Origin of the sequence: Maribacter arenosus (assembly GCF_014610845.1) — a bacterium.
GTDB lineage: Bacteria > Bacteroidota > Bacteroidia > Flavobacteriales > Flavobacteriaceae > Maribacter_A > Maribacter_A arenosus.
Window position 1 is genome coordinate 753,623 of the sequence record NZ_JABTCG010000001.1, and the last position, 12,683, is coordinate 766,305.

Annotated in this window: 9 protein-coding genes; 1 reads left to right on the forward strand and 8 read right to left on the reverse strand. The window is 40.1% G+C overall.

Features of this window, described 5'->3' with window-relative positions:
* Positions 1-183: 183 nt before the first annotated feature.
* The 7 genes from HPE63_RS03340 to HPE63_RS03370 form a co-directional block, all read right to left on the reverse strand.
* Positions 184-1,719, reverse strand: a complete 1,536-nt coding sequence (locus HPE63_RS03340; RefSeq protein WP_188312802.1) for a YifB family Mg chelatase-like AAA ATPase — start codon at positions 1,717-1,719, stop codon at positions 184-186.
* 5 nt (positions 1,720-1,724) lie between these two features.
* A complete protein-coding gene (locus HPE63_RS03345; protein WP_188312803.1) occupies positions 1,725-4,124 on the reverse strand; it encodes a penicillin acylase family protein in 2,400 nt (799 codons plus the stop codon).
* Between the two features lie 102 nt (positions 4,125-4,226).
* Positions 4,227-6,203, reverse strand: coding sequence for a protein-disulfide reductase DsbD family protein (locus tag HPE63_RS03350; RefSeq protein WP_188312804.1), 1,977 nt, complete (start codon positions 6,201-6,203; stop codon positions 4,227-4,229).
* Positions 6,203-7,507 carry a tRNA lysidine(34) synthetase TilS gene (tilS, locus tag HPE63_RS03355; protein WP_188312805.1) on the reverse strand — a complete coding sequence of 435 codons (1,305 nt, stop codon included), beginning with the start codon at positions 7,505-7,507 and terminating at the stop codon, positions 6,203-6,205. Before tilS ends, HPE63_RS03350 begins: the two co-directional genes overlap by 1 nt.
* A 13-nt stretch (positions 7,508-7,520) precedes the next feature.
* Positions 7,521-8,348 (reverse strand): alpha/beta hydrolase, encoded by an 828-nt coding sequence (locus HPE63_RS03360; RefSeq protein WP_188312806.1) that lies wholly within the window; start codon positions 8,346-8,348, stop codon positions 7,521-7,523.
* Between the two features lie 28 nt (positions 8,349-8,376).
* Positions 8,377-9,636 (reverse strand): anthranilate synthase component I family protein, encoded by a 1,260-nt coding sequence (locus HPE63_RS03365; RefSeq protein ID WP_188312807.1) that lies wholly within the window; start codon positions 9,634-9,636, stop codon positions 8,377-8,379.
* 49 nt (positions 9,637-9,685) lie between these two features.
* Positions 9,686-10,219, reverse strand: coding sequence for an NADPH-dependent FMN reductase (locus HPE63_RS03370; protein ID WP_188312808.1), 534 nt, complete (start codon positions 10,217-10,219; stop codon positions 9,686-9,688).
* A 159-nt stretch (positions 10,220-10,378) separates the two neighbouring features.
* Here HPE63_RS03370 and HPE63_RS03375 point away from each other — a divergent pair, with 159 nt between their 5' ends.
* Entirely contained in the window at positions 10,379-11,575 is a 1,197-nt protein-coding gene (locus HPE63_RS03375) for a heparan-alpha-glucosaminide N-acetyltransferase domain-containing protein (RefSeq protein ID WP_188312809.1), read from the forward strand.
* A 32-nt stretch (positions 11,576-11,607) separates the two neighbouring features.
* Here the strand turns inward: HPE63_RS03375 and mgrA are convergent, their stop codons facing one another.
* Positions 11,608-12,618: an L-glyceraldehyde 3-phosphate reductase gene (gene mgrA, locus HPE63_RS03380; protein ID WP_188312810.1), complete on the reverse strand. Its 1,011-nt coding sequence runs from the start codon at positions 12,616-12,618 to the stop codon at positions 11,608-11,610.
* Positions 12,619-12,683: the final 65 nt, after the last annotated feature.

A 12,683-nucleotide genomic window follows, 5' to 3' on the forward strand; every position in this document is an offset into this window, starting at 1 on the left:
CCATGGAATGACAATTTCCATGTTTTACCATTGAATTTGAGGGTGTTTTCATAGATCTATTTTACCAAAGGGTGACTCACGCTGGTTGAAAATGAGCTCAAACCCCCATTGCCGGATGTTCGATTCTTGAAGACTAAACCTGCTTAGAATTAATAAACCGTACCCCTATTCCCATAATTCAATCTACCCTAACCATCCTTCCCTATCGAGTGATCTGTATTGTATGGCTTCACTGATATGGGTCCCGGTAACTTGCTCAGCAATTTCCAAGTCGGCTATGGTACGGGCAACTTTCAAAATACGATCATAGGCCCGAGCGGAGAGATTCAAGCGTTCCATGGCATTTTTTAACAACGATTTTGACGCATCATCCAATTTGCAATAAGCCCGTATCTGCTTCGTATTCATTTGGGCATTGTAGTGCACATTCTCCAATTCCTTGAATCGTTCGGTCTGTATTTCCCGAGCCGCGGTGACCCTTTTTCGAATTTCAACACTGCTCTCCCCTTTTCGGTCTTCGGAAAGTTTTTCAAAAGGTACAGGGGTTACTTCGATATGAATATCGATTCGGTCTAACAAAGGTCCGGAAATCTTGCCTAGATACCGCTGCATCTCCGCCGGCGACGAGGTAACCGGTGCGTCAGGGTCATTGAAATATCCTCCGGGACTAGGGTTCATACTGGCCACCAACATAAAACTACTGGGGTAGGTCACCGTAAAACGGGCCCTTGAAATAGTTACTTCCCTGTCTTCCAAAGGTTGTCGCATAACTTCGAGTACTCCTCTTTTAAACTCGGGTAATTCATCCAAAAATAGAACTCCATTATGGGAAAGTGATATCTCTCCAGGCTGGGGATACGCCCCACCCCCGACCAATGCAACATCTGAAATCGTATGGTGTGGACTTCGAAATGGACGTTGGCTCATTAAACCCATATTCTTGATCTTGCCCACCACACTATGTATCTTTGTCGTTTCCAAGGCCTCTTGCAAGGTCATTGGGGGCAAAATAGAAGGCAATCGCTTGGCAAGCATTGTTTTACCCGATCCTGGCGGACCTATTAAAATAATATTATGTCCCCCGGCGGCGGCAATTTCCATACAACGCTTAATACTTTCCTGTCCTCGTACATCGGAGAAATCAAATTCGGGAAAATCAAGGTTTTTATAAAACTCAGCCCGGGTATCCACAATCGTCTGCTCCAAAGGCTCATCTTTATCAAAAAAGTCGATGACCTCTTTGATATTTTCAATACCATATACTTTAAGATCGGAAACAATAGCCGCTTCCTTCGCATTGTCCTTAGGTAAAATAAATCCGGTAAAACCTTCTTCCCGAGCTTTTATGGCGATAGGCAAAGCCCCTTTGATGGGTTGCAGACTCCCATCTAAAGAGAGCTCGCCCATAATAATATATTTTTCCAAATCGGTGGACTGTATCTGACCCGATGCCGTCAGTATCCCTAAAGCCAAGGTCAAATCATAGGCCGAACCTTCCTTACGAAGGTCCGCAGGAGCCATATTAATAGTGATTTTCTTTCCAGGGATTTTGTAACCGTTATTCAATAAGGCAGCAGCGATTCGGTAGTTGCTTTCTTTTATCGCATTGTCGGGCAAACCTACCAAATGATACCCCACCCCTTTATCAACATTGACCTCAACAGTTATGGTGGTGGCTTCTACCCCAAATACAGCACTGCCAAAAACTTTTGTAAGCATATTATTTAATCTTGTGTAGGCTTAAATGTAAGTAAAGATTTTGAGGTGTCCTTAATTTCCTTTTCATTCATCATCATTTTTCTGAATTCGCCTTTGACATACATTTCCGCCTGGTCATCATAGTGTTCACTGAACGGATTTCCTGATTGTCCCGTTGGAAGTATACTCATACTGTTCTCTATATCCGAAAAATCAATGATGCGTCTTGTAGAAGGGCCCGCGGTCACCGCATACATACCCGTGTCATCATAATTAAACGCCAGATTATTGATGACCTCCCTTGTGCCTTGAATAGGATAGGGTCCCACATTGAAAAATGGACGAAGTGCCGCTACTTGCCCAATGGGATGCGGGTGTTCCAAAGTATGTAGTTTATCCCAAGTCCATTGGTTAGGATCTGCCCCCAAATCATTTTCCAATGACTGTAACGCTTCAATCAATGAGGTAATGACTATTTGAGCTTTCGTCTCGATATTATCCTTGGTATTTATATCGTCCCACCATACCGATTCGGATTTTGCCGCCATTGGGGCTATTGTGCGTTTGAGCAGATGTGTGGCCAAAAATTGTTGGAACATATCCTCCCCCAACTCATCGGCAAAAGTATTTTTAAGGAAAAAATATATCCAACGATGATAAACGGCCGGTTCAATATTATCCAAATTGTTTTCCCCTTTCCAAGTACTTAGTTTGTCTAAAACCACCCGCTGGGAATCGGATAATTCCTTTGCGCTTACAAATTTGTTCAATTCCTTGACAATCTTTGGATTTATAGGTGAAACAACATCGGTAATCATTTCTTTTACATCCTCCATTCGCCAATCATCTTTTGGTTCCAATAAATCTACAATGCGCTTGGCCCTGTTTTCAGGGAGGTAATAACCGGGATATATCATTCCTGCAATGGAGTCTGGTTGATTATTTGCGGAATACACATAGTTCCAAGGTGGATTGATTGCTTGTGGATTTTCCGAAAAGTCCAAATAGCGCTCTGGGGCATTTAAATCCGAACTGTCTTTCAATACAAATTTAGTTTGGTTACTGTTTCCATCTTTATATAGTTTGGCCGACGCCCACCAGGCCACATTGCCCTCCGAATCACCGTACATAATATTCAGCCCCGGCGCATGTATTTTGGGTAACGCAGCTTGAAATCCATTGAGGTTTTTCGCATGGCACATGCCATATAAGGCATCCATGACTTCATTTTTATGTTGGGTGTACATCCACCACATGGCTATGGGCTGCTCCCCATCGATTTGCTTGGCAATACCATTAAGAATAGGGCCATGTTCGCTTTTTTCATAGGTGAATTCATAATCCGTAGAATCTTTTATCTTAATTATTTTGCGCACCTTCTCATAAGTAGCCCACCCAAGTCTTGATTTATATTTTTCTTTCCTGGTTGGATGTGTTTCCTCATAATAAAAATCAATATCATCATTCTGGAACATCGTCATGCCATAGGCCAAATTACGATCATGGGCCAGTATGGGAAATGGTATGCCCCCCATAAAATATCCATATTTCTCATAAGATGGGGTGCTTATGTGGGCCTCATACCATACCGATGGTTGTGAAAACCCAATATGGGGATCATTGGCAAAAATCACTTTTCCATTCTTTGTCTTACTAGGCGCAATTACCCAACTATTGCTTCCTTCGAACATAGGCAGGGAAAGTGCTCCCAAAGCCTTGTTAGTCATTTCAGCAATGGAATTCTGAATGTCTCCCTTTTTCGTGTTTTTGTAGTTTTTTATCCATTCCGTATTCGGATTTATGTTTATGTCCAAGTCCAATAAATACGCCTCTCCCAGTTTATCCTTTATATTTGTTAGTAATGGATCCGTTTTGTGGGCTTGAGCAAAACTAAAAGCCATATAACCCACCGTGTTATAGATGTCTCCTAAATCAAAAGGTGCCTTTTCGAGGCCCGTAAGGTAATATTCAATGGGCGTTGGCCCATCTGCCACAAATTGATTTAAACCATCCAAATACGCTTGGGACAACTGTACCATTGGGCTGTTTTTATCTAAGTTTGCAACCGTTTGTTTCGTAGCCTCATCGATGCCAAGAGATAGGAAAAATTTGTCGGTATCCAACATTTTACTTCCAAAAACCTCCGATAACCGACCTGTGCCAATTCTACGTAAGACCTCCATTTGCCACAAACGGTCCTGTGCGTGTACATATCCTAAAGTACGAATGGCATCTGTTTCATTGTCAGCATAAATATGTGGTATTCCATAGGTATCATAATGTACAAGGGTCGCCGTGGATAATTTAGGAAGTAGCTTTTGTCCTTTGTAGGTGGGCGATAGCGCATTCACGGATATACCTGCGAAAACAGCCCCAATAGCCAGTAAAATCAATAAAATGAGCCCTATTTTCTTAATGTTATTCATGGTTTCGATTTGGATTTAAAACGAAAAGATAAGACTATTTGAAAGATAAAAAAAGCACCTTTAAAGGTGCCTAATTCATTTTTTTTTGATAATTCGCCAATGTTATTTTTCAGACAGACTTTTATAGTTTTCCAACCCAATCAATAGCCAATCGCGATAAACATCACTTTCGGCACTTTGAATGGCACTATTCAGCACCTCCAAATTAGGGGATAGAAGCACATAATAGGGTTGTGAGGCAGAGTTGAAATTGATTGTTTGAAAAGTACCCCACTTCTCCCCAATAGTTTTTATGGTCTTAACACGACCCGATTCAAACTTATAATCGAATTGCTCTTCTGAAGGAAGTTCTTTTCGATCGTCGATATACAAGGAAATCAATACATAATCTTCCTTTAGCAAGGGATAAACATCAAGATCGCTCCAAACGTTTTCCTCCATTTTACGGCAGTTGACACAGGCCCATCCCGTAAAATCCAATAAAATGGGTTTATTGACTGATTTGGCATGGGCCAATCCTTTTTCAAAATCCTTATAGCAATCGATACCCAAAGGGCATTCGCTATCTTGCTGAAATACACTATAGAAATCTGGTGGCGGAAATCCACTCAATAATTTTAAATGGGTGACTTTGGCCAATCCTAAACCCAGATAAATTGTGAAAGCCAAACTTACCACTCCCGTTATTTTTCTACCTACTGACAATTTCTGTTTAGGGCCATCGTGGGTGAATCTATAAACTCCAAATAGATAAAGAGTCAATAATATAAAAAGTAAGATCCATATCCCTAGAAAGATCTCCCGTTTAAAAATACCCCAATTACCGACCAAATCTGCATTGGAAAGGAATTTGAATGCCAATGCCAATTCCAAAAATCCGAGTACCACCTTTACGGTAGTCATCCATCCGCCGGACTTGGGAAGCGAATTCAACCACGCTGGGAACATGGCAAATAAAGCAAATGGTAAGGCTAAAGCCACACCGAAACCTAACATTCCTGCGGTAAGGTTATTTGCAACCTCGCCTTCCGCCAAAGTCATACTACCCAGCAATCCACCAAGAATAGGCCCTGTACAAGAGAAAGACACAATGGCCAAAGTAACAGCCATGAAAAAGATACCAATAGACCCGCCCACTTTATTGGAGGCAGCATCCATCTTATTGGCCCACGAACTTGGCAAGGTCAATTCGTAATACCCAAAAAACGAAAAGGCGAAAAAGACGAAAATGATGAAAAAGAACAGGTTTAACCAAATGTTCGTAGCAATCGTATTCAGGATTTGCGAATCAACCGAATCGAAAATGTGAAAGGGCAAACTCAATAAAAAGTATATCAGAATAATGAAGAAACCGTATAACACGGCATTTACTATTCCCTTGGATTTCTGATGGGATTTTTTCGTGAAGAACGACACTGTCAAAGGAATCATCGGAAATACACAAGGGGTTAAAAGGGCAATAAGTCCACCTACAAAACCCAAACCGAAAATCACCCATAAGCTTGATCCTTCTTTGGTTTGCCCATTGGCTTCCTGCAATAGTTCCTTATTTTTGAGGTCTAACTTAAGCGCAGCACTCATGGCCAAGCTTTGGTCGTCAACTGTTTTTTCAATGGTCACAGCCTCACCTCCATCTAACACAAAATAAAAATCCTTATCCACTGCCAAACAAACCTCCTTACAAACTTGGTAGAAGAGATTTACATCGATTTGTCGTACATCGGGATTTAATAGTCTGACTCTCTGTGTAAAAACGGCTAATTTCTTAAAAAAAGTTTCCTCTACCTCGAATATATCGCTATAGGCCGTTTCGGTAGCACTTTCTTGGGTTTGTCCCACTAACTCATAGTCTACACCTGCCTTTTTAAACGTAAACTCGCTTGGCAATGAACCGCCATCCGCAGTGAATTGGGAATATACATGCCAACCTTCGAATATATCCCCCTTAATAATCAATTCGTATTCCGTATCTGAAATCTTGTTCAATTCCTGAGACCAGGAAACAGGGTTGTCATCATCTTGGGATGATAATGGTAAACTGCTGAATACTAATATTATAAATACAATTAATTGCCTCATTAATTTACCTTTATTTTTAGAATATTCTTGGTCCTGTGAGTTATTTTAAAACGGTCATCGGCACGTTTGCCCACAACCCAAACGATTTTGTTATCCGAGCACAACAACCATTGTTTTTCCTTTGAAATGACATCTATTTTTTCGTCCTTAAAGAATTTGGATAGCTTTTTACGACCCTGCATACCCAAAGGATAAAAATAGTCGCCTTTTCGCCACTTTCTTAACACTAAGGGATACTTTAACGTTTCTTTATCGACATATAGTATGTTGGGGCCTACTGCTTCAATTAGATTGACCGTACTTATTTTTAAACTGATTGGAATCTGAATTTCAGTATCTTCTTCCTTAATTTGAAACTCTTTATTAAGGTCATCGGTAATGCTCGTCAACAATAAAGAATCCCTATCCTTCACTAAACGATGGGTCCGGGAACGCACTTCCTTACCGCTCATGGCCGTCAATAGTTGCTGTACGTCTTCCCACTCTGTAAAGCCGTATGCACCGAATAAGGCATGCATATATGCTTTCAAAGGATGTAAGGATTGAAGCGATTCGATTTTAATGCGAATGACATCGCCGTTTTCTTGAAAAATGTCCTTCTTTAATTGATCAATATGGTTATCGGCAATATCTGATATTTGCTTTAGGAATTCTTGTGTCTCAGTAAAGTTGGTCAAAAATGTAGGATGCAATTCCTTTAGCACCGGTACAATTTCATGACGTATTTTATTGCGCAGGTATTTGGTTTCCAAATTACTCCGATCTTCACGCCATTCAATAGCTTCCTTTTTGGCAAATTCCAAAATCTGTATTCTTGTAAATGGCAATAAGGGTCTGGCGATATACCTTGTTCGAGATGGAATCCCGGTTAATCCTTTTATTCCAGTGCCACGTGAAAGGTTAATAATAAATGTTTCAAGATTGTCATCGGCATGATGTGCAGTCACCAAAGTTTTGATATTATTTTGCAGCATTAATCCTTCAAACCATTCATAACGCAGTTCCCTTGCGGCCATTTGTATCGAAATGCTTTTTTTGTTGACATATTCTTGTGTTTTAAATTGTTTGACACACACAGTCTTACCCAACCTTTTTGCCAATTGCCGTACAAATCGTTCGTCTTCATCACTTTCATTGCCTCGAAGCTTAAAATTACAGTGGGCCAATAAAAAATCAAATCCACATTGGGCGCACAAATGGGCCAGCACAACACTATCCAATCCGCCACTGCATGCCAAAAGGAACTTGTTTTTCGATAGTTCTGGAAACTGATTTTGAATATGTTTTTTGAATTCATTAAGCACGCCCCAAAAATACTTAAAGTTGTTGCCTCAGCCAACTCTGAATGCAATTCAATACTTCCTTTCGGCAAAGATCATGATGCAATTCATGATAGCCACCGTCAAACAATTGTAAAGTAGTTCGATCCGGACTATTTCTATGAAATTCCTCAGTTCCTCTATAGTCTATAATAGCGTCTCCCGTACCATGGATCAATAGGGTGTCAACATTCAAATCGGCTGCGTTGTTTATAGCCCACTCCCCTGCATCCATTACAGGAAATGAGTACATAGGACTTACCTTATCATGGACCAAAGGGTCGGTTTTATAACGCGTTACCTCTTCGGGTATTCTCGATATCCCATTTGGATCTAACCCTGCAGGCATCGTGATTGATGGCCAGAAATACAACATCGCCTTACCCAATACCATTTTCCATTTTGGGGGTTGAAATCCCAAGCGGAGATACGGACTTGAAGCAATTATTCCCTTAACGTCGGATTTTTTTCGTAAAGCATAGTTCAAGACCAAATTTCCGCCCATACTGTGCCCGTATAAAAACAAAGGTAAGTTCTCAAATTTAGATTTTGCTTTATTAATGATCACTTCCAACAATTCCAATAAAGCCATATAATTTGGACAATGCCCTCGCTTACCACCCGATCTACCATGACCGAAATTATCATAGGTCACCACCGCAAACCCAATTTTTACCAGGGCTGGTATAACATTATCCATATATCTCCCGGAGTGCTCCCCAAAACCATGGACCAGCACCACTACCCCTTTAACTGTCCTAGGGGCAACGAAACCCGCATGAATGGGGATGCCATTGCTTTCCATAGTGCTATTACGAAGTTCCATTATGCAAATTTAAAAGCCATCAAGAATATTATGTATTCGAGTTCTCCAATACCTCGCGCATGGCCTTTGCCTTTAGCAAACACTCCTCATATTCATTTTCTGGCGAGGCCTTTGCAGTTAAAGCACTACCAACGGAATAAGAAACATATTTCTTGCTAGCGTTATATAAAATACTGCGTATGACCACATTAAAATCAAAATCATTCTCGGGTGTGAAATAACCAACGGCCCCGCTATAGAGCCCTCTTTTAAAAGCTTCCAATTCTTCGATTAATTTCATGGCCGAAATCTTAGGGGCCCCTGTCATACTTCCCATAGGAAAGCTCTCCTTTATTACCTCGACAGGATGCCTGTTCATTGGCACTTTACTTGTTACGGTCGATACCATTTGATGTACTTGTTCATAGGAATAGATCCCACATAGTTCCTCAACGGTAACTGAACCCTTTAAAGCGCTCTTCGAAAGATCATTTCGTACGAGATCGACAATCATGATATTCTCGGCCCGTTCTTTCGGGTCATCTTTCAATCGATTTCTCAATTCTTCGTCCTCAACCGTATTGGGCGACCTTTTCGCCGTTCCCTTTATAGGTTGTGAGATAATTTTATTTCCTTGCTTTCTTAAATAGCGTTCTGGAGAGGCAGACAATACGAACTTGTCGTTATTTCTTAAAAAGGTAGCGAATGGGGCTTTTGAAATCGAATTGAGATGTTCATAGGTGTGTAAGGGATCAATACATATATCCTCTGCATAGAACTCTTGGCAAAAATTGGCTTCATAAATATCCCCTCGGTGAATATGCCGTAGCATTTCTTTGGCCCCACGGAAATACTCATCTTTGAAAATGCGCATTTTTATACGAATATCTGTCGTTGCGGTAATCTCTTGATACGCCGTAGCCCCTTTATTTATTTCATCAAAATCAACCCCAATATCATCTGCAACCATGTTCAGATAATTGAACTCAACCACTTTTCCCTTGATTTTGATTATTTTCTTTGGCTGAAAGAAGAAAAGTTCAGGAAAATCCAATCCATCGTAATTATTGGATTTTAGATTTTCAATATCATTCTTAAGATCATAGCTTAGGTATCCAAAGATCCAATCCTTAGTCTCACTTTGATAAGATTTCAAGTCGTCAAACGCACCTTCAGCATCAGTTTGTAATAAGGTTAAGGCGTCGACCCCTAAAATAGCATTGAAAGAACTAAAGCGATCTTTATGCCCATTGCTCTCCAACCAAACTGTTTCAAGGAACTGTTGGGACCAATGAAGCAGATGATCCATAAAGGCTAATTCATCAGTAACTTCGAAGGATTGTCGTGTTCGCAAAATTCTATAATTCGGAAATAAATCTATTAAGGGCGTTTCTATGATCTTCCTTTAATTTCGGGTCAACAATACCTTCGCTCTCATTAAAATTAGTTTTAAAAGAAGGCAAGGTAAAGGTAGCGACCACTTCGCCCCCTACTCTTGGCAATGAATTCTTAACATACTCCTGTGCTCCAATAGCACCTCTTTGCCCTGGTGATGTGGACATTAAAAATACCTTGGTGTCTTGCAGATATTTTTTATTCGAACGAGATAACCAATCGAGAAGATTCTTAAAATAGGCAGAAGGTCCACCATTATGTTCATTCACTGAAAGCACCAAGGCATCGGCCTTTTCTATTTTTCGTTGCATTTTAACCAGTGCTTCGGGAAATCCTAATTGTTTTTCACGGTCTTCACCATACATCGGAAAAGTTGTACTTGCCATATTGATCAATTCAATATCTTGCCCCTGGATAAGTGAGACCGTATGTTTTACTAAACTGAAATTAATCGATGAGGATGAATTGCTTCCCGCGAAAGCCAGTACTGCTGCCATACAAATAATATTTTGCGTTCGACGAAAATACCGCAAATTACATCGTTATGCGAGTTTTTTGTCTAATTTTGCAGCCGAAAACATCTAAACACCTTGTTTTTCAAGTATATAGATGGGAATGATAAAGAAATAACGGACGAAATATTATAATTTTTATCCTTGGACAAAAAAACTACAAGATTATATTTTATAGACGCTATGAGGGCTTGGGCCATTCTCATGATGCTACAAGGACATTTTATTGATGGCCTTTTGGACAATGCATTTAGGGACAATACCGACCTAACCTATAACATCTGGAAATACTTTAGGGGTATTACCGCGCCCGTGTTTTTCACCGTTTCAGGTTTTATTTTTACATATTTACTCATACGTGTACCGCAAAAGGGATTTCAGAACCCAAGAGTATCTAAAGGAATAAAACGCGGTTTACAACTTATATTCATAGGTTATTTGCTTCGCACCAATCTTTTAGGAATTTTCGAGGGGCAAATCTACGATAGCTTTTATTTAGTGGATGTGCTCCACTGTATCGGCCTTTCGTTATTGGGAATAATAGGAATTTACCTTTGGTCCAACAACAAAAGTAAAATGCTATTACCTGTCCTATTACTGGGCGTTACCGGTTTATTGTTCCTATTTGAACCTGTTTATAAGGATTGGTCTTTCGGGTTTATGCCACAGGCCTTGGCCAATTTTCTTACCAAGACACATGGATCGGTATTTACCATTATACCCTGGTTTGGCTATACAACATTTGGGGCATTTATGTCGGTAATGTTCACACGGTACAAGAATCACAACTATTTTTATGAATATGCAATTTCATTGAGCGCTTTGGTAGGGTTGATCTTGATTTTCCTTTCTTCTGATGTTTTAGTGGGACTTTCTAGCCTAACTGGGATTACCCTTTTTGAAGCCATAGCATTGAACAACTACCTTTTTATCCGATTGGGCGATGTTTTCATGGTGTTCGCCGTTTTTATGATCTTTAGAAGGTTGATGACCAATACTACCCTTTTAAAAATTGGCCAAAGTACCCTATCCATATATGTGGTTCATTTCGTAGTACTTTATGGTAGTTTCACCGGGTTGGGACTTTACCGGTTCTTTCACCATGAATTAAGTCCCTTGGTTGCAATTTCCGGAGCCGTAGTTTTTATGATTGTATGCACTTATATAGCCTTACAATACGAAAGGAAAAAAGCTTTGATTAAATCGAGTATTACTAAGAATATAACCCAAGGCTTCAACACTGTTCATAGTAATCTGCTTCCTTGGTATATTTTTACACAAAAATTGATCAAGGGTTTTGTGTCAAAACTGCTAAGATCGTTTGGGCTTATAAAGAATTAAACACCTTTTTCAGGATTGGTTTCAATCCCCGCTCAAGAATTGGCATCTATACGTTTTAATTCTTCTTCGGTAAACTGTAAGTGATCCAATGCCCCCACATTTTCCTTAAGTTGCTTGGTAGAGCTTGCCCCAATGAGTACAGAGGCCACATTGGGTCTGTTCAATAACCACGCAATCGCCATTTGAGATAATTTCTGTCCCCTTTGATTCGCGATATCTGTCAGGTTTTTAATTTTCGACAAGTTGCGTTCAACTTCTTTTTTGTCCAAATAGGTAAAATCCTTGGCAGCCCTAGAATCTGCGGGAATGCCATTCACATATTTGTTGGTAAGCATCCCCTGGGCCAATGGTGAAAACGCAATACATCCCACTCCCTCATTTCCTAAAGTTTCCAAGAGACCATCCTCGACCCATCGGTCAAAAATAGAATATCGGGCTTGATGCAGAATAAAAGGAACCTTCATGTCCTTTAACAATCTACTTGCTTCTACAGTTTCTTTGGCTTGATAGTTGGAAATGCCTACATATAATGCCTTTCCCTGACGTACAATATCCGATAAGGCGATCATGGTTTCTTCTAGGGGCGTATCTGGGTCAGGCCTATGGTGGTAAAAAATATCCACATAGTCCAATCCCATTCGTTTTAAACTTTGGTCCAAACTGGAAATCAGATACTTCCTTGAGCCATAATTTCCGTAAGGACCGGGCCACATATCAAAACCTGCCTTTGAAGCTATGAATAGCTCATCCCGATAGGGTTTAAAGTCTTTTTTGAAAAGTTGTCCAAAATTTTCCTCCGCTGAACCGTAAGGAGGACCATAATTATTCGCCAGGTCAAAATGCGTAATCCCTAAATCAAAGGCACATCTCAATATTTCCCTAGCATTTTGCAAACTATCCACATAACCGAAATTATGCCATAAACCGAGGGATAACGCAGGTAATAACACACCGCTTTTTCCACATCGATTGTATTTCATGGTTTCATATCTATCTGCCGTGGCATGATAGTCCTTTACACCTGTTTTATCGTTTATTTCCATTTCCAAATTATATATACTTTTAACATGAAATCTATAGGAATCAACATAAGGCAAAAAATAAACCC

Bases quoted from the DNA above. Each gene is read 5' to 3' on its own strand.
- mgrA (WP_188312810.1), bottom strand. From the start codon at position 12,618: ATGGAAATAAACGATAAAACAGGTGTAAAGGACTATCATGCCACGGCA.
- HPE63_RS03370 (WP_188312808.1), bottom strand. From the start codon at position 10,219: ATGGCAGCAGTACTGGCTTTCGCGGGAAGCAATTCATCCTCATCGATT.
- HPE63_RS03360 (WP_188312806.1), bottom strand. From the start codon at position 8,348: ATGGAACTTCGTAATAGCACTATGGAAAGCAATGGCATCCCCATTCAT.
- HPE63_RS03350 (WP_188312804.1), bottom strand. From the start codon at position 6,203: ATGAGGCAATTAATTGTATTTATAATATTAGTATTCAGCAGTTTACCA.
- HPE63_RS03345 (WP_188312803.1), bottom strand. From the start codon at position 4,124: ATGAATAACATTAAGAAAATAGGGCTCATTTTATTGATTTTACTGGCT.
- HPE63_RS03365 (WP_188312807.1), bottom strand. From the start codon at position 9,636: ATGGATCATCTGCTTCATTGGTCCCAACAGTTCCTTGAAACAGTTTGG.
- HPE63_RS03340 (WP_188312802.1), bottom strand. From the start codon at position 1,719: ATGCTTACAAAAGTTTTTGGCAGTGCTGTATTTGGGGTAGAAGCCACC.